This is a genomic window from Aquimarina macrocephali, assembly GCF_051627225.1.
Taxonomy (GTDB): Bacteria; Bacteroidota; Bacteroidia; order Flavobacteriales; family Flavobacteriaceae; genus Aquimarina; species Aquimarina macrocephali.
Window position 1 is genome coordinate 4,708,107 of the sequence record NZ_CP151795.1, and the last position, 21,480, is coordinate 4,729,586.

A 21,480-nucleotide genomic window follows, 5' to 3' on the forward strand; every position below is an offset into this window, starting at 1 on the left:
AATTATAATAAATATGTTACACAAATCAAAAATTATAATAACGTTCCTTTTAGGTTTTTTACTGTTTTCTTGTGCAGAAGATAATAATAATGATTTACAAGAAAATCAATTAAAAACTATTTCTGATAGCTCTAAAAATGCTACTGAATATTGTAATACAATAGCTGATTCGAAAAACCCTTATAATTATGTTGGTGAAATACATAATGAAATATTAAATGAATTTGTTCTTAACTATTCGGGAAAAAGATTGTCGGTAGATGAAATAGTTAGTATTGTTGAAGGTTTAGCAAATGAGAATCCTAGATTTTTAAGTATTGAGGGTGAGGAAACCCCTGTAGATCCATCAGATATATTGAGAGGAATTGATGATTTTGGAAATAATTTTCATAACATTATAAACGACCTGAGATTGTCATCACGTGCAAAAAATGATTTAAAAGTTTTAATTGATTATCTGTTTGATAGCGCATATTCGGAGAGAGAACCTAATTTTGATACAGTTCAGAGGGATTTAATTAGATTCGAGAATAATGCTCTTGGAAATAAAGATTACACTAGAGAGGAGAGAAAAACAATTTTATCTGCTATTTCTACGGCGAGATACTCAACATGTTACTGGTATAATTATTATGGCTCTGTAAGAGTAGCTGATAATTCACTTGCAAAGAAGAGAAAATGGTGGCAATGGTTAATAGTAGGTGCTGCAGATGTTGGCGGTACAATGGCGGGGACCATAGCTACAGGAGTGACTGCAAGCTCAACAGCTTATACCTATACAGATCCAGACAATAAATAAGGGATTGGTTTGTATAAATAGCATAACCCAATTTTAGATAGCGTGAGTTTGAATTATGAAACTAAAACAGCTTTCATAATTCAAACTCACGCTATTTAAAAATACAGATTACATTTAATTACTGGAACATAATATTTAGAATTCGTTTTATACACAATTATGAAAATTTATTTAGTCAAAATAGCTGCATTCTTTTTACTAACTCTTATGTTATTAAGTTGTGATCGTACTAATTATGATGGGCATTTATATATTGTATCACGAAACTCAAAAAGTAAAGAGGGTAATTTAGTTTTAAAATACAATTCAACTCCTAACGACATTTCACATATTGGTATCACTTTTAGCAAAGATATAGATGCGTATGTTTACAATGTTAGCTATGATAGTATAAATGGTTTTGGGTCTTCTTTAATTAAAGAAAGAATAGATTTCTTTTGGTCTTCACCAAATAATAAAGATAATAGAATTTGGTCATTGCCAATTAGTAAAGAAGAATATGAAAGATTGAAAGAGTATATAAAAAAACTTGAAAAAGAAAAGATTCATTTTGATTTTGACCCTAAAACCAATTTGGGGTTGTATTGCTCAGAATTTGTTTATAATGCTTTAGTATTTGCTAACAATAAAAAATTTACAGTAAAACCTATTGGCAAAAAATTAAAAGGTTATGAAAGGTTAATAACCAATGAAGAATACTTATCTTATTATCCAGTGGATTTTTTTCTTGAATATTTAAAAATAAAAGAATTGTAAAAATTCTATTTGATGTATTTAATGATTTTTTTTGTATTAATATATCTTCAATACCAGTATTTCCTTTTTTAGAAAATCCTATAATGTAATCTAATTGTACTACAGAAGCATTTTGAAAACTCCTCGTTTAATTTCGTACAGCTCAGTTTACCAAGCTTAACTTCTTATAAGCAGAAAAGTTTGAGTATCTAGGGTTTTTATTGAGAAACCTTTCTTTTATTGAATATTTAGTATACCAGTATCGAGGCAGCTTACTACCCATAATTTACTCTTCTTGGATAATTTTATTCCTGTTAAAATATTCTTAATATTTGTAACATTGATAATTACTACACGTATTATAGTACATTAATTATAAACTAACTCATATAATCAACTCTGGTGTGTTTACAAGACACCATAAAACAATTAAAATAACATATGAAATTAATTAAAACGGTTTTGTTATTGCTGTCAGTTATTTGTCTTAGCAATTGTAAAAAATCATCATCAGAAACGAGTGTTTCGCAAGAAATTAAAGTCGAACAACATACCGACACAGCAGGTTTCAACTATGAAACTGTTACTAACGATCCAACAGGGTTAAGATTATATACCTTGGAGAATGGCTTAAAAGTATATTTAGCTAAAAATGAAGAAGAACCAAAAATTCAAACTTTTATAGCCGTACGAGCTGGTTCAAATTATGACCCTAAAGAAGCTACAGGGCTTGCTCATTATTTAGAGCATATGGTTTTTAAAGGTACTGATGAGATAGGTACTCAGGATTTTGAAAAAGAAAAAGTATTACTACAACAGATTTCTGATTTATATGAACAACATAAAGCAGAAACAGATGAAGATAAAAAGAAGGAGATATACAAGAAGATTGATGAAGTTTCTTTTGAAGCCTCAAAAATATCTATATCTAATGAATATGATAAAATGATTAGTTCTTTAGGAGCAGAAGGAACCAATGCACATACATGGTTTGAAGAGACTGTATATAAAAACAAAATCCCGGCTAATGAACTAGATAAATGGCTTAATGTAGAAAGTGAGCGATTTAGTCAACTGGTATTGCGTTTGTTTCATACAGAGCTAGAAGCTGTTTATGAAGAATTTAATAGAGGACAGGATAGCGATGGGTGGAAATCATATGCTGCAATGCTAGAAGGGTTGTTTCCCAATCACCCATATGGGCAACAAAAAACAATAGGAACCTCTGAGCATCTTAAAAACCCTTCAATGGTAGCGATACATAATTATTTTGACAAGTATTATGTTCCTAATAATATGGCTATGGTATTGGTTGGAGATATTGATTTTGATCAAACTATACAGAAAGTAAACAAAGCTTTTGGTGGTTTTGAGAAGAAAGAAGTTGTTCATCCTGTATTGCCAAAAGAAGAACCAATAACCAGTCCGGTTATTAAAGAAGTATTTGGACCTACTGCAGAATCTGTTTCTGTAGCATTTCGTTCAGGTGCTATAGGAACAAAAGAAGAAAAACTTCTAACACTAGCAGATATGTTATTGGCTAATGGTAATGCTGGTCTAATTGATTTGAACTTAAATCAAAAGCAAGCGGTTCAAAATGCAGGTTGTTCACCAACATTTTTAAATGATTATGGATACCATCAATTTTATGGATCACCAAAAGCAGATCAGACTCTGGATGAAGTGAAAGATTTATTGCTCTCTCAAATCGATAAGTTAAAAAAAGGAGAGTTTGACGAGTGGATGATTTCTGCAGTGGTTAATGACTTAAAACTTAGCCAAACAAGAGAATATGAAAATAATACTGCATTAGCTTCGGCATATTACAATGCATTTATTCATAGAGAAGATTGGAAAGATAAAGTCGAATTTTTAAATGAACTTAAGAAAGTTTCAAAACAAGAATTAGTAGATTTTGCAAATTCTTTTTATAAGGATAATTATGTAGTGATATACAAGCGTAAAGGAGAAGATAAAAACATTACTAAAGTAGAAAACCCTGGTATTACTCCTGTAGAGTTAAACAGAGATAAACAATCAGAATTTATCAAGGCATTTACTCAGCAAGAAACTCCTGCTTTAACCCCTAAGTATATTGATTATAAATCAGCGATTAAAGAAACTAAGACAACAAGTGAATTAAAAGTATCCTATATTGATAACCCTAATAATGACTTATTTAACCTTAGTATCATTTTTGATATGGGAAGAGATAATGATCGTAAAGTTTCTCTGGCAACAGGATATTTAGATTATTTAGGTACAGATAAATACTCTCCAGAAGAGCTAAAAAAGGAATTCTATAAACTAGGAATTGATTATTTTGTAAATGCAGGTTCTGATAAAACTTATGTCGGTATTTCTGGGTTAAAAGAAAACCTTGATGCAGGCTTGGCTTTATTAGAGCATTTATGGACTAATGCAGTTCCTAACCAGGAAACATATGCGAAATATGTAGATCAGATCGCAAAAGGACGTCAGGATTCGAAAACACAAAAAGGAAACATTTTATGGAATGGGTTGATGAGCTATGGTATGTATGGTGATAATTCTCCTTTACGTAATATCTATACAATAGGAGAGTTGCAGGCTGTTAATCCACAGGAATTAGTAGATAAAATTAAAGAGCTTCGTAATTTTAAACAACGTATATTTTATTATGGTAAAGATGTAGATGCGGCAATAGCTTCTATAAACAAAAATCATAAGATTCAGGGTGAATTGTTAGACTATCCAGAAGAAGTTAAATACGTCCAAAAAGAAACCGGAGGTAATGTGTATTTTGTTGATTATGATATGGTACAGAGTGAAATGATATTTTTGGCAAAAGGATCAGAGTTTGATTCTGGTAAAATGGCAGCTTCAAGATTGTTTAATACATACTTTGGTAGTGGATTATCATCTATAGTGTTTCAAGAAATTAGAGAGTCAAAATCATTAGCATATTCTGCATTTTCTGCATATTCAACAGCATCAGAAAAAGGAGATTCTAATTATGTATATGCATATATAGGTACCCAGGCAAATAAAATGCCTCAGGCAGTAGATGCAATGATGGATTTAATGACTAATATGCCAGAAGCAGAAGAACAGTTTAATGCTGCAAAAGAAGCAACATTAAAGAAAATTGCTGCTCAGCGTATAACTAAATCTAAAATTTTCTGGACTTATGAAGGGTTGAAAAAAAGAGGAATCGATAATGATAATCGAGAAGAGATGTATAATACCATTAAAGATATGACTCTAGAAGATCTTAAGTCTTTCTTTAATGAAAATATAAAAGGAGAAACCTATAACGTACTTGTAGTTGGTAATAAAAAAGATGTAAATATGGATGCGTTATCTAAATTAGGTGTAGTTAAAGAAATGGATGTTGATTATCTTTTTAATTACGAGAAGAAAAATGAAGATATAAAACTGTAAAATCAGATAAACGATTATTAATTTATATACCCTGTGAGAAATCACAGGGTTTATTGCTGTTGACCTGTTTGTAATTCTTATATTTGAATTCACATTGCAAATTATAACTGGTTTAGATACCACAAAAATTAGAACATAACGAATGAATCTTTTACAAGGTAAAACAGCTATTATCACTGGAGCTACTCGTGGTATTGGCAAAGGAATAGCAGAAATTTTTGCACAGCAAGGAGCCAATATTGCTTTCACTTATAGTTCTTCTGTTGAAGCAGCTAAGACATTAGAAAAAGAATTAAATGGATTAGGAATAAAAGCTAAAGGATATCAAAGTAATGCTGCAAATTACGATCAGGCGCAGGAATTAGCTGCAGATGTCTTAGAAACATTTGGTAGTATTGATGTTTTAGTGAATAATGCAGGTATTACAAAGGATAACCTTTTAATGCGTATGAGTGAGGAAGATTTTGATAAAGTTATCGAAGTAAACCTGAAAAGCGTATTTAATATGACTAAGGCTGTTCAAAGAACTATGCTTAAACAACGTAAAGGAAGTATAATAAACATGAGTTCTGTTGTTGGAGTAAAAGGTAATGCAGGTCAAGCTAATTATGCAGCTTCAAAAGCTGGAATTATAGGCTTTTCAAAATCTGTTGCGTTAGAGCTTGGATCTAGAAATATTAGAAGTAATGTAGTTGCACCTGGTTTTATTGAAACTGAAATGACTGAAAAACTTGACGAAAAAGTTGTCGAAGGATGGCGTAATGCTATTCCGCTAAAACGAGGCGGTAGTCCAGAAGATATTGCAAATACATGTTTGTTTCTGGCAAGTGATTTAAGCGCATATATTACAGGACAAGTACTTAATGTGGATGGAGGAATGCTTACCTGATTTTAGAATTACGATTAGCGATTTCAGAATCATTTTTTTTTGAATATTTTAATATTTTTTGATTTTAAAGTCATTAAATTTCAACTTGTATGAAAAGAGTTGCACTTAACACTCTAAAATAAACTGTAATCCGTAACTCAACCATCGTATATTGTAATTTATAGAATGCAAACACAAATAATCTTATTGATCATAGCCGCTTTTATAACAGCATTAATTGTTGCATTGTTTCAATATTGGTATAAGACAAAAAACAGGAAAAAAAATATCCTGTTTTTTGCTTTTTTGCGTTTCCTTAGTGTTTTTGCACTGCTATTGTTGTTAATTAACCCTACCTTCAAACAGAATACCTACTATATAGAGAAACCGGTTTTGGTGGTTGCAGTGGATAATTCTTCTTCAATAAAATATCTTAAGCAAGATCAGGAAGTTACTCAGTTTGCAAATCAAATTGCAGAGAATGAAGAACTCAATGAAAGGTTTGATATTACTTACTATTCATTTTCTGATAAATTAAATGATTCTCTACGTTTTTCTTTTGATCAAAAGCAGACCAATATATCGAAAGCGTTAGAAGAATTAGAGCAAATTCATAAAAATACAATTGCACCCACAATTGTGATCACAGATGGAAATCAAACTTATGGTAAAGATTATCAATTTAGTAGCTTAGGGTATAAGCAAGCTGTGTATCCAATTATTTCTGGAGATACAATAAAGGTGTTGGATACAAAAATCCAACAACTTAATGTTAATCGTTATGCATATTTAAAAAATAAGTTTCCCGTCGAGGTAATTCTTACATATTCCGGTAATGAGGAAATTACGACTACATTTCAAGTAAAATCGGGAAATAGTACAATTTTTTCTCAGCCCGTTTCTTTCTCAGGTACAAATAATTCTACAGTAGTTAATTTTACGCTTCCGGCTAATAGAGTAGGTGTAAATCAATATGTTGCCGCATTGACACCTTTGGATATAGAAAAAAATACAATAAATAACTCAAAAACTTTTGCAGTAGAGGTAATTGATCAAAAAACCAATGTCTTATTGATAAGTGATATAGTACATCCAGATCTTGGAGCTATAAAGAAAAGTGTTGAAAGCAATGAAAGACGAAGTATTACGATTAGTAAACCTAATGAGAAGAAGGATCTAAACGATTATCAGTTAGTTATATTATATCAACCCAACACCAGATATAGAGGAGTTTATGAAAAATTAAATACGCTGAAAAAAAATTATTTTACTATTACCGGCCCAAAAACAGATTGGGTTTTTCTTAATAGGATTCAAAATAAGTATACCCAGGAAATTACAAGGCAAAATGAATATTATGTTCCCAGGTATAATAATAATTATGGAGCATTTCTTCAAGAAGATATTGGTTTTCAAAGTTATCCTCCTTTAATAGGAACTTTTGGCGAAATTAGAATGAATTCTAATCACGATCCTTTATTATACAGAACGGTAAGTAATATTGATACTGAAGAAATATTACTTGCTACTATAGAACGAGGAGGGGTAAGAGAAGCAGTTTTGTTTGGAGAAGGAATATGGAGATGGAGAGCTCAAAATTATTTAGATACTCAAAAATTTGAAGATTTTGATGAGTTTTTCGGTAAACTGATTCAGTATCTGGCTTCTAGTAAAAGAAAGAGTAGGTTAAATACCATCTCTGAGTCATTTTATTATGGTAATGCTAGTGTTGTTATTAAAGCAGAGTATTTTACAAAGAATTATGAATTTGAAAGGAGAGGAAATTTAAGAATTTCAATTAAAAATAAAGAAACAGAAGCTACCCAGACTATACCTATGTTATTGAAAAATAATTCATATGAAGTGGATTTGAGTAATCTTGAAGCAGGAAATTATGAATATACAGTAACAGTATTAGGTGAGAATATAGCACGTTCTGGGAGTTTTGCAATTCTAGAATATGATGTAGAACAACAATTTCTTAATGCAGATGTAACAAAACTAATGCAAGTAGCTACTAATACTAATGGTAAGTCATATTATTTAAACCAAAAAGACACACTTATAAAAGAACTGCTAGAAGATCAAAGATATCAAACCATACAGAAAAATAAGGAAAATGTAGTATCTTTAATAGACTGGAAATATCTTTTGGCAATAGTTATTTTGTTACTTACTATAGAGTGGTTTGCACGAAAATATAACGGACTTATTTAAAATTAAAAACTCAAAATTATTATGGAAAAATTACCAAAAATAGGATTGCCTATTCTAATTCTATTAGTATTAGCAATCGTCTTTATTTCAAAATCAACAGAAACTATTGGTTCTGGAGAAGCCGGTGTGCTTTATAAAACATTTGGAGGAGGTGTGGTTACAGATGGTCCACCTCTGGGAGAAGGTTTTCATCTAGTTGCTCCCTGGAATAAAGTAATCGTTTACGAAGTACGACAGCAAGAAGTTTTTGAAAAAATGCAGGTACTTTCTTCTAACGGATTAGAAATTAAATTAGATGCTTCTGCATGGTTTCAACCAGATTATGATAAATTAGGGCTATTACACCAGCAAAAAGGAGAAAATTATGTAGCACGAGTTTTATTACCAACAATACGATCTGCAGCTCGTAGTGTAGTAGGAAGATATACTCCAGAACAATTGTATTCTAGTAAAAGGGATGCGATCCAAAAAGAAATTTTTGAAGAGACAAAAAAGATAGTAGGTAATCAATTCATTCAGCTTAATGAGGTGTTGGTACGTGATGTAACATTACCACCTACGATTAAAGAAGCAATCGAGCGTAAACTAAGACAAGAGCAGGAAGCTCTGGAATATGAGTTTAGACTAGAAAAAGCCAAAAAAGAAGCTGAAAGACAAAAAATTGATGCAGAAGGTAAAGCAGTAGCTAACCAGATTTTGAGTGCGTCGTTAACAGATAAAATTCTTACAGAAAAAGGAATTGAAGCAACATTACAACTGGCCAAATCACCTAATGCTAAGGTTGTTGTTGTAGGATCAGGAAAAAACGGAATGCCAATAATTCTTGGTAATCAGTAAAAAACTGGATCACATGATTATATATACAGGCACTCTAGGGTGCCTGTTCTTTTTATGAGTTGAAATACGTGTAAAAGCATTTTTGGTAAACATATAAAAATATTTAAATGGAGATAAAAAATAAGAAGGATTCTTCGTTTTACATCAATAATCCAGATAATACGTTTGTAGATAATACAACTACTTCTATTCTTAAGGAATGCGATGATACATTGGCATTTCATTCATCTTTACCAGGATATAAACCAACGCCTTTAGTTCATTTACCTGGCTTATCAAAAAAGTATAATGTTGGTAATATTTATATCAAAGATGAATCATTTCGTTTTGGTTTAAATGCATTTAAAGGGTTAGGAGCTTCATATGCTATATATCAAATTCTTAAAAAGAAACCACAGATAGAAACTTTTTGTACAGCTACAGATGGTAATCATGGAAGAGCTGTGGCGTGGTCCGCTAATTTTTTTAATAAAAAAGCAGTGGTTTTTGTCCCAAACGATACTACAGATCAACGCATAAAAGCTATTGAGAAAGAAGGAGCAGTAGTTGAACAAGTGGATGGTAATTATGATAAAACTTGTGCTTATGCTAAAGAAATGAGTAAAAAAAATGGATGGAAGCTAGTACAAGATACTGCCTGGGAAAATTATGAAGAAATACCGGCATATATTATGGGTGGATATTTAACGCTCTTTCAGGAAATGGAAGATAATCTTCATCTCATACCAAACCCAAAAATAGATCTTGTTTTTCTACAGGCTGGCGTTGGGAGTTTCGCAGGAACAGGAATTAGGTATTACTTAGAAAGGTATGGCGCAAATCGTCCTAAGATTATCATTATAGAACCAACAGAAGCAGATGCTATTCTTGCTTCATTTAAAGAAGGAAAAATAACTACTTCATTAGGGAATAGTAAAACAATAATGGCAGGGCTTAATTGTGGAACACCTTCACTAGGAGCCTGGGACTTACTAAAAAATGGAAGTGATGTGTCTATCAAAATTGATGATAAATATTCAAGAGAAGCAATTCGGGAACTTTATTTTGCTAATGATTCAGATGCAAAAATAATTTCTGGAGAATCCGGTGCTAGTGGTTTAGCTGGCTTTATTGCAATCATGACAGAACAAGGATGTAAACCTATTATAGATGAACTAAATATAAATGAAACCACTAATATTCTTTTTATAAGTACAGAAGGTGCAACAGATATAGATATGTTTAATAAAATCATAAGTGAGCAATAATTAATTATAATATAGAAAGTTAGGCAGCAAATGAGAAAAATATTAGAAACCGAAAGATTGTCTCTACGTGAATTTAGTTTAGAAGATTCTGACTTTGTTTTAAAATTGATAAACTCTCCAAAGTGGATAGAATTTATTGGAGACAGGAATATTAAGACAAATGTTGAAGCAGAGGGATATTTAAAAAATAACCTAATAAAAAGTTACAAAGAAAATGGGTTTGGTTTATGGGTAGTTGTATTGAAAGAAACCAATGTTTCTATAGGAATGTGTGGATTAGTAAATAGAGATACACTAGAAGATATTGATATTGGATTTGCAATGCTTCCAGAATATTTAGGGATGGGCTATGGCTACGAAATAGCAAATGCAACAATGAACTATGCTAAAAATACCTTACATCTTGATAAAATTGTAGGTATAACAAACCCTAATAATATTGCTTCGATTAAGTTGTTAAATAAGATTGGATTACGTTTTGAAAAAACTATAGAATTATCAGAAAAGGATACAGTTCTATTTTTTTCTACCCCTACAGATACTAAAGAAGAAAACGAAATAAGTAAACTTACAACGAGGTTTTTTAGTCTGTTTACCAATGCAGGAGGGAAGATTCCTAATGTTGAGGATATAGAAAATATATTTATTACTAATGGTATTATAATAAGTAATACTCATGGTGTTCCAGAGACCTATAATATTAATGAGTTTATAACTCCAAGAAAAAAAATGTTGAGTGATGGGACGCTTACAGATTTTAGTGAACGTGAAATTTCACATAAAACAGAAATATATAGAAATGTAGCGCAACGATTTAGTTTTTACGAAAAATCTGGTAAATTAAACGGTTCATATTTTGAGTCTCGGGGAATGAAAACGATTCAGTTTATCAAAGTAGGTCTTGATTGGAAAATGTCTTCTGTGGCTTGGAGTGATGAAAAATAGAGTATAGTTAGGTTAGTATTAGATGTTAAAAGTTAAATTAAGTTAAATTTAACTTTTATTATGTTAAATTTGGTTTTTTACCGTAATTATATTACTTTTAAACCTCAAACTCAACTAATGCTAATATGAAAAAAAGAATGATCCGCCCGGTTCTACTGGGCCTAGGATTAATCGCCCTATCAGTAATCGTAATAATTTCTATAAAGAAAGACAATTTAGAACAAAGTACGAACAAAACTGAAATCGATAATCTACGAGAACAACACAGTAAATATTTAAAAAACAGCCCCTACAAAGAGACTTTAAAATTAACAAAGTCTGAGAGAAAAGCCAAAGGACTTCCGCCAAATAGATATTTTGAGCAGATGTGGGAATTGACAATGAACCCTGCAACTGGTAAAACAGAACCTGAGAAAATCTATGCAGTTCAAAAACAATTAGTAAATACAGCAAAAAGAGCACCGGGAGATGCTCAAGATAATCCTTGGGTAGAAAGAGGTCCTAATGATATAGGAGGACGTACACGTGCTATTTTATTTGATCCTAATGATGCTAACAACAGAAAGGTTTATGCCGGAGGTGTTAGTGGAGGATTATGGGTTAATAATGATATTACATCCGCAGCTTCACAATGGAGTCGAGTGCAGAATGTCCCCGGAAACCTTTCGGTAACATCAATAACTGTAGATCCAAGAAACTCAAACATATGGTATGTAGGTACAGGAGAACAATATACCTTTGGAGCAGTAGTTGGTAGTGGAGTATACCGTTCTACAGATGGTGGTAATACTTGGCAAGCTGTTAATATCCCTGCTGCTGGTGGTGGTAATTTTAATAATAACGCCTCAAACCTATTCCTTTCGGGTATTTATTATGTAAATGATGTTGTAGCCTGGAATAATACAGCGCAGAATCGTACCGAATTATTTGTAGGAGTAGGAGCCCATTTATATGGTAATGCTTCTACACCAAGAAATTGGTTGGGACTTCAATCTGCAGGATTGTATCGTTCTATAGATGGAGGCGCTACCTGGAATAGAATAGAATCGGCAAATATGAGATTTGCGAATAATGGGAACCAATACTCATATATTCCAAATGATTTTGAAATTGGAGCAGATAATAGACTGTGGATGGGAACTATTACTTCTCCGGGAATTGGAGGAAATGGTGGAGGACGCGTATTTAGTTCTAATGATGGCGCAACCTGGACAGAAGCAGCGGCTTCCCCGCTTAATGATTCTAATAGAGTAGAGTTAGAGACTTCCGCAACCAATGCTAATAAAATATATGCACTAACTCAAGGTGTTGCCAGAGATGCAAATAATAAAGTCATAGACCCAGTTCATGTATATAAAACACTGGATGGTTTTGCAACAGCTCCAACTGCTACAGCATTACCAAATGATGTAGATAATGGTATTCCTGCAAAAGATTTTACAAGAGGACAAGCATTTTATGATTTAATGATAGAATCTGATCCTAATAATGATAACATTGTATATGTTGGAGGAATAGATCTTTTTAGATCAGCAAATAGCGGTGACGCATGGAGCCAAATTTCTAAATGGTCAAACAATAATAATTTAGCAGGAATAGGAGCTTCTATTGTTCATGCTGATCAACATGCTATGGCGTTCAGACCAGGAAACTCAAATCAAGCAATTTTTGGTAATGATGGAGGGATATTTTATGCAAATAGCTTGTCTACAGCTGCAAATAATAATGTATTTGGAGCAAGAAATAATAATTATAATGTAACCCAATATGTAAAGGCAGGTATAGGACCTAATGGAGCTGGTGACGTAGCTGGTATTTTTTCTGCAGGAGCTCAGGATAATGGATCTCAGGTATTTAGAAATGTAGTAGCGGGAATAAATGGATCCGAACAATTAACAGGAGGAGATGGTTTCTATACTTTTGTAGATAAAGATGGTGAATATATGATTGCTACGTATGTACATAATGTAATTTATAGGTTTAATTTACCATGGGACGGGCGCGGTAGAATCCAAGGAGGAGCAACAACGCTTGTAAATGATCAGGGAACTGGTGATTTTGTAAACCAAATGGGATATGATAGTAACGCTAATTACCTATTGTCAAATGGTTCTTCTTATGATGGAGCCGCTGGGGCTTGGAATTATTCTATAAAGACAATAGATGTTGCAGGAGATAGAAATGCAGATATTACAAATGCATTATTAACAGGTAAACCTACAGCTTTTATAGCTTCTTCTTTTGCCAACAATACATGGTATGTGGGTACTTCCTCTGGCGGTTTGTTGAGATTAACAAATGTTGGTTTAGGAGTAGCTAACTGGGCAGAAATAAATACACCTTTTGTAGGATCTGTTTCCTCTGTTAGATTAGGAGCAACTGCAAATGATATTATAGTGACGATTCATAATTATGGTGTTACTAGTGTATGGTACTCATCTGATGCAGGAGCTAATTGGTCAAATAAAGAAGGAGACCTTCCTGATATCCCAGTTAGAGATATTTTACAAAACCCTTTAGATAGAACAGAAGTAATTGTAGCAACACAACTAGGAGTTTGGGTTACTACAAATTTTGATGCAGCAAATCCAAATTGGGTTCGATCACAAAATGGTATGAGCGATGCTAGTGTAACCTCTTTCGATTATTGGGAAATAAATGGAAATCAAAATAACAATAAGATTATAGCTTCTACTTATGGACGAGGCATTTTTACAGGTTCATTTACTGCTAACGGAGTGCAAGATAACCAAGCACCTACAGCACCAACGAATCTTGTAGCATCTAATGTTGCAGAAACTACACTAACATTATCTTGGACCGCATCTAATGATAATGTTGGAGTCACAGAATATGATGTATATCAGGGAAATACTAAAATAGGATCAACAACCGCAACTAGTACTGGTATTAATTCATTAACTGCTAATACTTCATATCAATTTAGAATCAAAGCTAAGGATGCAGCAGGAAACGAATCCGGATTTAGTAATACGCTTGATGTTACGACATTAGCGGCAGCACCAGTTGACCCTTGTGCAGGAGTAGCTGCCTATGTTAATGGTCAGGCATATCCGGTTGGAAGCAGGGTGACATTCTCGGGAGATTTGTATGAGAGAACTGCTACAACGTGGATTAATCTTGGAGCATGTGGAGTTCCAGGAGATACTCAAGCACCTACAGCACCAACGAATCTTGTAGCATCTAATATTGCAGAAACTACACTAACATTATCCTGGACCGCATCTAATGATAATGTTGGAGTTACAGAATATGATGTATATCAAGGAAATACTAAAATTGGATCTACAAGTGCAACTAGTACAGGGGTTAATTCATTAACCGCCAATACTGCCTATCAATACACTATTAAAGCTAAGGATGCAGCAGGAAACGAATCTGGATTTAGTAATGCATTTAATGTTAATACATTAGCTCCAGCACCAGTTGACCCTTGTGCAGGAGTGGCTGCCCATGTTTCTGGCCAGGCATATCCGGTTGGAAGTAGAGTTACATACTTAGGAAGTTTATATGAGAGGACGGCTACTACCTGGACTAATCTTGGACCATGTGGAGTTGCCGCTGCGGTTGCATCTGTTAATTCAGCCTCAAACACTGATCTTGCAGGACCTCCGATACCACTTAGTTTTTATCCTAATCCTGTAGAAAATGATATGTATGTTGCTACAACAGATACATCAGAAATAAATTATATGATAATGAATGCTGCTGGTCAAATTGTAGATCAAGGAGTTATTACTAATAATATAGTAGATGTTCAAAGCTTGAATAAAGGAATATATATACTGAAATTGAAATCAGAAAATGATATAATGATTAAACAATTTGTGAAAAAATAATAATTTTATTAGAGTGATTTGTTTAGGAGGCTGTCTGAAAAGGCAGTCTTCTTTTTTTTGAATAAGTTATATATCTTGATTTTAACTTTATATGTAAAAAAGCCTCCATAATATAAATTATGAAGGCCTTAACTAAATAGTAAAATGGTTAGTGGTTACTACTTATTTTTAAGTTTTTCAGCTTGTTTTGTCCATTTATCTCTTTCAATTCTACCAGGAAAGAATTGAATAAGTGCTGTTACTGTATCTATGTCTTCTGCGGTAAATTTACTAATTTGATCAAAAGTATAGATACCAATACTGTTTAATTTTTCTTCAATAAAAGGACCGACACCGCTAATTAGCTTTAAATCATCCTTTTGAGAGGCATCTGCTTTACCAAAACTATCAAAATTTAATGTAGGCAGTTCTCCACCATTTGTAACAGCTACTCCTCCATGATCCCGCGTCTTAACTGCTTTAATCCCATTTTCTGGGTTAGAAAATGTAGAATTTGCCTTTTCATTAGTTGCATTTTTAAGCATGGTATTTTCTCTTTCACACTCATCCAATGCTTTTTTATATTTTTTTTTGAGCGCTCTTTTTGCTAAAAATCTTCCTAACAAAAATGCCAGGAATAATAGCAATAATAAGCACCACCAATTTGCTTCGTTTAAAAAATCTAACATAGTTGTAATATTTTTAGTTTACGGTTATTTCTATTCTTCTGTTTTTTGCTCTGTTTTCCTCACTATCATTTGGAACGATAGGACTTGATTCTCCTTTGGATAAGGCTATGATTTTATCTTTGACAATACCTTGTGAAATAAGATACTCCCGTACATTATTTGCTCTTTGTTGTCCAAACCAGAGATTTGCGTCTTCCTCACCAACATCATCTGTATGTCCAGTGATTACAACAGACTTGTCAGGATATTTATTGATGTAATTTTTGAGTTCTAGTGCATAATTAGATAAAGTAGCATCTGGTTGAAATGTTTTTTGAGCAAAATTAGAATGCAATGTCCTGGCCGCTATACTTTTTTCTACTTCAGCCAATCTAGCTTCATTTAGTGTCATAAAATTCAATAGTATTCCACCTGTATAGTTACCATCATCAGAATAAGTGTAATTATTCAACTGTGTTTTGGTAACGATACGATCTGCATTAATTCCGGTCTTAACCAAAATATCTTTAATAAAGTTAGCTCTAGAGATACCCAATTGTGTACTATCTCTATTTTCAGAAGAATTCTCGTAACCATAAACGATGAGTTCCTGATCTTGATATTGACCTAAATAATCAGCTACTTGTTGACTAAATCCTTTTAGAGGATCAGGAATAAATACATCTGCGTTAGTATTGTTAATTTTTAAATTTTCGACATATCTAAATACATCTTGCCCATGTGGGCCTTTTGCAAATAATCCAACAGTTCTATTTGCTGCTGTAATGCTATCTTCATATGCTTTTTTAGCTAATGCTTCTGATTCCGGATCAGGTTTTTGTTCTACCACAGGTATACTTTTATTAGTGCTTTTTGTACACCAATCACAGGAGTAATACCACCATATTGCCAGCCAGGCAAAAAGTAGAAAAATAAGAAAAGAGGAAAGATTTTTCATGTGTTGTTGATTAGTATTGGTTTCTTAAAGTTATAAAAATGTTTATAATCAACCTATTGAAGGCTTTAAATTCTATGGATTTAATCATAGAAAAAAGATGAATCGCAAAAAAATAAGTTGAAATGCGTTTGAGTAAAAATAATTTTTTATAAATTCGCAGGGTATTTAGAAAAAAACAATGAATAATATATTTATACATCATCATCATTCTTACATTTTCGCTCAGGCGTGGTAGGTATGATATGTGTATAACACAATAATATGAAAACCCGTTTGAGTAATTCAAACGGGTTTTTTGTTTCTACAAAACTCGTTTTTGAATTACTCAAGCACAACAACAATAAAAAATGTCAAAAATTAAAATTGCAATTCAAAAAAGTGGGCGTCTTAATGAAGATTCAGTAAAAATACTGAAAGACTGTGGTATCTCTATTGATAATGGTAAAGATCAACTAAAAGCTCAAACTCGTAATTTTCCTATGGAAGTTATGTTTTTACGAAATGGAGATATACCTCAATACCTAAGGGATGGTATTGTTGATATTGCTATTATAGGAGAGAATGTACTTATAGAAAAAGGAAAAGATATTTCGATTACAGAACGACTCAATTTTTCTAAATGTAAAGTTTCTCTGGCGGTTCCAAAAGATTTTGAATACAGTTCGATTAAAGATCTTGATGGAAAAAGAATTGCTACATCGTATCCAAATACAGTTAGTGAATATTTGGATAAACAAGGGATTTCGGCAGAATTACACCAAATATCGGGATCTGTAGAGATCGCACCGAATATTGGTTTGGCAGATGCAATTTGCGATATTGTATCCAGCGGTAGTACATTATTTAAAAATAACCTGAAAGAAGTAGAGGTAATGCTCACTTCTGAAGCTGTGCTAGCAGTGTCCCCAAAAATATCAAACGATAATAAAAGACTTCTTGAGAAATTACAATTTAGAATCAAAGCAGTTTTAAAAGCCAGAAATTCTAAATATGTCTTACTTAATGCTCCCAACCACAAAATAAAAGACATTGTTAAGATACTACCTGGTATGCGAAGTCCTACAGTATTACCGTTGGCAGAAAAAGGATGGAGTTCTATTCATACTGTTGTAGAGAAAAATAAGTTTTGGGATATTCTTGATGAGCTAAAAGCAGAAGGAGCAGAAGGAATTTTGGTTTGCCCAATTGAAAAAATGGTTTTATAAATAACTTAATGTGTTTCTGTAAAGACAGAAATTAAGAAGAGATGCAAAAAATATACAATCCAAATAAAAACAATTGGCCCGAAATATTGAAAAGACCAACGCAAACTGTGGCTGATATTGAAGAAAAAGTAATTACTGTTTTTAAAGAAGTCAAAGCAGAGGGTGATCAGGCAATACAACGATATACTAAGAAATTTGATAATGTAGATCTAGATACTATCCTTGTGGATGCTGAGGAGATAAAAGAAGCAAAAAGACAAGTAAATCAGGGTTTAAAAGATGCAATACGATTAGCTAAATCTAATATAGAAAAGTTTCATGCGGCACAGAAAACTGATAAAGTTTCTATAGAAACAACAAGTGGAGTTAAATGCTGGCAAGAGAAAAGACCAATCCAAAAAGTAGGACTATATATTCCAGGAGGAACAGCTCCTTTGTTTTCTACGATTTTAATGCTAACTGTTCCCGCTAATCTTGCGGGATGCAAAGAAATAGTATTGTGCTCTCCTCCAAATAAGGAAGGGAAAATACATCCAGCTATTTTGTATGCAGCCGACCTTTGCGGAGTAACGAAAATATGTAAAGTAGGAGGGATTCAGGCTATTGCAGGAATGACTTTTGGTACAGAAACTATTCCATCTGTATATAAAATATTCGGTCCGGGTAATCAATTTGTAACGGTAGCAAAACAACTGGCAACGAAGTTTGGTGTCGCTATAGATATGCCAGCCGGACCAAGTGAATTACTAGTGGTGGCAGATAATACTGCTAATGCATCCTTTGTTGCTTCTGATTTGTTAAGCCAGGCAGAACACGGCAAAGACAGCCAGGTAATTTTGGTGTCTACTTCTAAAGAAATAATGGATAAAGTAGAAGAAGAGGTTATCAAACAATTAGCAGTTTTGCCTAGAAAAGAAATTGCAGAAGGAGCAATATCCAATTCTAAATTAATTTATGTCGAAGATGATCAGGAAGCTATAGAATTAATCAATGAGTATGGCCCAGAACATTTTATAGTATGTGTGAAGAATGAAGAATTTTATATTGATAATATAACTAATGCAGGCTCAGTGTTTATTGGTAATTATACACCAGAAAGTGCAGGTGATTATGCTTCGGGAACCAATCATACATTACCTACCAACGGGTATGCAAAACAATATAGTGGTGTAAACCTGGACAGCTTTATGAAATCAATGACATTTCAGAAAATATCAAAACAAGGTATCCAGAATATAGGCAAAGCAATTGAACTTATGGCCGAAGCAGAAGGCTTGCAAGCACATAAAAATGCAGTAACATTACGACTAGAGAGTTTAAAATAGTTGGCCGTGACAAGTAGTCAGGAATCATAAATGATGCTTTAACCAACAGCAATAAACTAAAAATGAAGAAAACACAATTTAATATAAAGCAATTAGTTCGCAAGAATATACTACATCTAAAACCGTATAGTTCGGCAAGAGATGAGTTTACAGATTTTGACCAGGATATGGTTTTTTTGGATGCCAATGAAAACCCATATGAGAACGGAGTTAATCGATACCCTGATCCACAACAGAAAAGTTTAAAAAAGATAATAGCAAGCCAAAGAAAAGTTTCAGAAACAAATATACTTCTGGGTAATGGTAGTGATGAAGTATTAGATCTAATATTTAGAGCATTTTGCGAACCTGGTATCGACAATATTATTACAATGCCCCCTACATATGGGATGTATAAAGTATTGGCAAATATCAATAATATAGAAGAACAGCAAGTATGGTTAGGAGAAAATTTTCAACCTGATGTTGAAGCGATACTAGCAGCTGAGAATAGTAATTCTAAATTACTTTTTATTTGTTCTCCTAATAATCCTTCGGGAAATTTAATTGAACAAAAACGAATAGAGGAACTTCTTGATCGTTTTAGTGGATTGGTAATTATTGATGAAGCCTATATCGATTTTACCGATAGAAAAAGTTGGGTGGATGGGATATACAAATATCCAAACCTTATAGTGACACAGACTTTATCCAAAGCCTACGGCTTGGCAGGTATACGATTAGGGATTTGTTATGCATCTGAAGAAATAATAGATGTTTTAAACAAAATAAAACCCCCTTATAATGTGAATGAACTAACACAACAGCGAGCACTGCAAAGGGTTATTGAAGAAGATCAAATTAAAGATGAAGTATCTGCTATAATAAAAGGGCGCATTCAATTAGAAGAAGCTTTGTCCACCATAGATTTTGTAGAGAAGATATTTAGAAGTGATGCCAATTTTATTTTGGTAAGAGTAGATGATGCCAATAAACGATACGATCAGTTGATTAAGAATGGTATTGTGGTTCGCAATAGAAGTACACAACCTTTATGCGAAAATACGCTTCGGTTTACAATCGGTGCTAAAGAAGAAAATGAAAAACTAATACAGGTACTTATGTCAATTTCGAAATCGTGAACTCATTTCAGAAATTTTTAAATAAAAGTAAAACTAGAGTAGTCAAATAACATATTAGCAATTAAATAAAAATACTCTAAACTTAGAGACACTATTACATTATGAAAAAGAAAGTATTATTTATAGATCGTGATGGTACGATTATTAAAGAAACTGCAGACGAGCAGATAGACGCGTTCGAGAAAATGATATTCTACCCAAAAGCATTTACGTACTTAGGTAAAATTGCTCAGGAATTAAACTATGAATTGGTAATGATTACCAATCAAGATGGTTTGGGTACCGATGTCTTTCCTGAAGATACATTTTGGCCTGTGCATAATTTTATTATGAAATCTTTTGAAAATGAAGGAGTTGTGTTTGATAACGTATTTCTTGATAGAACCTTTCCTCATGAAAATGCCGATACCAGAAAACCGGGAACAGGCTTATTAACCGAATATTTTTCTGATGAATATGATCTGATAAACTCTTTTGTAATTGGAGATCGTCTAACTGATATGGAATTGGCTAAAAATCTGGGAGCAAAAGGGATTTTTATTAATGATAATACTAACCTGGGAACAGGAGAGATTACAATCAAAAGGGAGGAATTAGATAATCATATTGCTCTGGAGAGCAATGACTGGCAAAAAATATATGAATTTCTTAAACTAAAAGATCGAGTTGCCGAAATTTCCCGAAAAACCAATGAAACTGATATTTACATCAAATTAAATCTTGATGGTACCGGTAAAAGTGATATTAGTACAGGATTAGATTTTTTTGATCATATGTTGGACCAAATTGCTCGCCATGGTCAAATGGATTTAGATATAAAAGTTAAAGGAGACTTAGAAGTTGATGAACACCATACTATCGAAGATACTGCGATAGCATTAGGAGAAGTATTTAGTAAAGCTCTGGATAACAAATTGGGAATCGAACGTTATGGCTTTTGTTTACCAATGGATGATTGCTTGGCACAAGTTGCTATTGATTTTGGAGGGCGTAATTGGCTGGTATGGGAAGCAGAATTTAATCGTGAAATGATTGGTAAAATGCCTACAGAAATGTTTTTCCACTTTTTTAAATCGTTTACAGACGGAGCTAAAGCAAATCTAAATGTAAAAGCAGAAGGTATCAATGAGCATCATAAGATTGAATCTATTTTTAAAGCTTTTGCTAAAGCTATTAAAGTTGCAGTAAAACGCGATCCTGATAAAATGGTCTTACCCAGTACTAAAGGAGTATTATAGTTAATTGCGAATTAAGATTGAAGAATTATCAATTTGAAATTGTACATCTGAAATC

The 21,480-nt window shown here is 32.8% G+C and carries 15 protein-coding genes; 13 read left to right on the forward strand and 2 right to left on the reverse strand.

What is annotated here, in order from left to right:
• The first annotated feature begins 13 nt into the window (after window positions 1–13).
• From AAFU52_RS20905 to AAFU52_RS20945, 9 genes are all read left to right on the forward strand, one after another.
• Window positions 14–799 carry a hypothetical protein gene (locus AAFU52_RS20905; protein WP_024769305.1) on the forward strand — a complete coding sequence of 262 codons (786 nt, stop codon included), beginning with the start codon at window positions 14–16 and terminating at the stop codon, window positions 797–799.
• A 159-nt stretch (window positions 800–958) separates the two neighbouring features.
• Window positions 959–1,555, forward strand: coding sequence for a hypothetical protein (locus AAFU52_RS20910; protein WP_438423433.1), 597 nt, complete (start codon window positions 959–961; stop codon window positions 1,553–1,555).
• A 420-nt stretch (window positions 1,556–1,975) separates the two neighbouring features.
• The gene (locus AAFU52_RS20915) at window positions 1,976–4,957 is read left to right on the forward strand and encodes a M16 family metallopeptidase (RefSeq protein WP_024769307.1); all 2,982 of its coding nucleotides are present in this window, start codon (window positions 1,976–1,978) and stop codon (window positions 4,955–4,957) included.
• A 142-nt stretch (window positions 4,958–5,099) separates the two neighbouring features.
• Window positions 5,100–5,846 carry a 3-oxoacyl-[acyl-carrier-protein] reductase gene (fabG, locus tag AAFU52_RS20920; protein ID WP_024769308.1) on the forward strand — a complete coding sequence of 249 codons (747 nt, stop codon included), beginning with the start codon at window positions 5,100–5,102 and terminating at the stop codon, window positions 5,844–5,846.
• 165 nt (window positions 5,847–6,011) lie between these two features.
• On the forward strand, window positions 6,012–8,042 hold the full coding sequence (locus AAFU52_RS20925; protein WP_438423434.1) for a VWA domain-containing protein: 2,031 nt from the start codon (window positions 6,012–6,014) through the stop codon (window positions 8,040–8,042).
• A 21-nt stretch (window positions 8,043–8,063) separates the two neighbouring features.
• On the forward strand, window positions 8,064–8,879 hold the full coding sequence (locus tag AAFU52_RS20930; RefSeq protein WP_024769310.1) for a prohibitin family protein: 816 nt from the start codon (window positions 8,064–8,066) through the stop codon (window positions 8,877–8,879).
• A gap of 107 nt (window positions 8,880–8,986) precedes the next feature.
• Window positions 8,987–10,126, forward strand: a complete 1,140-nt coding sequence (locus AAFU52_RS20935) for a diaminopropionate ammonia-lyase (RefSeq protein ID WP_438423435.1) — start codon at window positions 8,987–8,989, stop codon at window positions 10,124–10,126.
• Window positions 10,127–10,156: 30 nt separating this feature from the next.
• Complete coding sequence (locus AAFU52_RS20940; protein ID WP_438423436.1) at window positions 10,157–11,071, forward strand: GNAT family N-acetyltransferase; 915 nt, start codon at window positions 10,157–10,159, stop codon at window positions 11,069–11,071.
• Between the two features lie 125 nt (window positions 11,072–11,196).
• Window positions 11,197–14,931 (forward strand): fibronectin type III domain-containing protein, encoded by a 3,735-nt coding sequence (locus tag AAFU52_RS20945; RefSeq protein ID WP_438423437.1) that lies wholly within the window; start codon window positions 11,197–11,199, stop codon window positions 14,929–14,931.
• Window positions 14,932–15,089: 158 nt separating this feature from the next.
• Here the strand turns inward: AAFU52_RS20945 and AAFU52_RS20950 are convergent, their stop codons facing one another.
• Together AAFU52_RS20950 and AAFU52_RS20955 are read right to left on the reverse strand one after the other, a co-directional pair.
• Complete coding sequence (locus AAFU52_RS20950) at window positions 15,090–15,599, reverse strand: hypothetical protein (RefSeq protein ID WP_438423438.1); 510 nt, start codon at window positions 15,597–15,599, stop codon at window positions 15,090–15,092.
• 13 nt (window positions 15,600–15,612) lie between these two features.
• Entirely contained in the window at window positions 15,613–16,536 is a 924-nt protein-coding gene (locus tag AAFU52_RS20955; protein ID WP_438423439.1) for an OmpA family protein, read from the reverse strand.
• A gap of 347 nt (window positions 16,537–16,883) precedes the next feature.
• Here AAFU52_RS20955 and hisG point away from each other — a divergent pair, with 347 nt between their 5' ends.
• The 4 genes from hisG to hisB all read left to right on the forward strand — a co-directional run bounded on the left by hisG (window position 16,884) and on the right by hisB (window position 21,425).
• Window positions 16,884–17,741 carry an ATP phosphoribosyltransferase gene (hisG, locus tag AAFU52_RS20960; RefSeq protein WP_024769316.1) on the forward strand — a complete coding sequence of 286 codons (858 nt, stop codon included), beginning with the start codon at window positions 16,884–16,886 and terminating at the stop codon, window positions 17,739–17,741.
• A gap of 41 nt (window positions 17,742–17,782) precedes the next feature.
• Window positions 17,783–19,066, forward strand: coding sequence for a histidinol dehydrogenase (hisD, locus tag AAFU52_RS20965; protein ID WP_438423440.1), 1,284 nt, complete (start codon window positions 17,783–17,785; stop codon window positions 19,064–19,066).
• Between the two features lie 62 nt (window positions 19,067–19,128).
• A complete protein-coding gene (gene hisC / locus AAFU52_RS20970; protein ID WP_438423441.1) occupies window positions 19,129–20,187 on the forward strand; it encodes a histidinol-phosphate transaminase in 1,059 nt (352 codons plus the stop codon).
• Window positions 20,188–20,288: 101 nt separating this feature from the next.
• Window positions 20,289–21,425 (forward strand): bifunctional histidinol-phosphatase/imidazoleglycerol-phosphate dehydratase HisB, encoded by a 1,137-nt coding sequence (hisB, locus tag AAFU52_RS20975; protein ID WP_438423442.1) that lies wholly within the window; start codon window positions 20,289–20,291, stop codon window positions 21,423–21,425.
• The last annotated feature ends 55 nt before the right edge of the window (window positions 21,426–21,480 follow it).

What these genes read in the sequence shown, in the direction of transcription:
- hisC (WP_438423441.1), top strand. Translation starts at nt 19,129, where the DNA reads ATGAAGAAAACACAATTTAATATAAAGCAATTAGTTCGCAAGAATATA.
- AAFU52_RS20915 (WP_024769307.1), top strand. Translation starts at nt 1,976, where the DNA reads ATGAAATTAATTAAAACGGTTTTGTTATTGCTGTCAGTTATTTGTCTT.
- AAFU52_RS20930 (WP_024769310.1), top strand. Translation starts at nt 8,064, where the DNA reads ATGGAAAAATTACCAAAAATAGGATTGCCTATTCTAATTCTATTAGTA.
- AAFU52_RS20935 (WP_438423435.1), top strand. Translation starts at nt 8,987, where the DNA reads ATGGAGATAAAAAATAAGAAGGATTCTTCGTTTTACATCAATAATCCA.
- AAFU52_RS20955 (WP_438423439.1), bottom strand. Translation starts at nt 16,536, where the DNA reads ATGAAAAATCTTTCCTCTTTTCTTATTTTTCTACTTTTTGCCTGGCTG.
- hisB (WP_438423442.1), top strand. Translation starts at nt 20,289, where the DNA reads ATGAAAAAGAAAGTATTATTTATAGATCGTGATGGTACGATTATTAAA.
- AAFU52_RS20910 (WP_438423433.1), top strand. Translation starts at nt 959, where the DNA reads ATGAAAATTTATTTAGTCAAAATAGCTGCATTCTTTTTACTAACTCTT.
- AAFU52_RS20950 (WP_438423438.1), bottom strand. Translation starts at nt 15,599, where the DNA reads ATGTTAGATTTTTTAAACGAAGCAAATTGGTGGTGCTTATTATTGCTA.
- hisG (WP_024769316.1), top strand. Translation starts at nt 16,884, where the DNA reads ATGTCAAAAATTAAAATTGCAATTCAAAAAAGTGGGCGTCTTAATGAA.
- hisD (WP_438423440.1), top strand. Translation starts at nt 17,783, where the DNA reads ATGCAAAAAATATACAATCCAAATAAAAACAATTGGCCCGAAATATTG.
- AAFU52_RS20925 (WP_438423434.1), top strand. Translation starts at nt 6,012, where the DNA reads ATGCAAACACAAATAATCTTATTGATCATAGCCGCTTTTATAACAGCA.
- AAFU52_RS20940 (WP_438423436.1), top strand. Translation starts at nt 10,157, where the DNA reads ATGAGAAAAATATTAGAAACCGAAAGATTGTCTCTACGTGAATTTAGT.
- AAFU52_RS20945 (WP_438423437.1), top strand. Translation starts at nt 11,197, where the DNA reads ATGAAAAAAAGAATGATCCGCCCGGTTCTACTGGGCCTAGGATTAATC.
- AAFU52_RS20905 (WP_024769305.1), top strand. Translation starts at nt 14, where the DNA reads ATGTTACACAAATCAAAAATTATAATAACGTTCCTTTTAGGTTTTTTA.
- fabG (WP_024769308.1), top strand. Translation starts at nt 5,100, where the DNA reads ATGAATCTTTTACAAGGTAAAACAGCTATTATCACTGGAGCTACTCGT.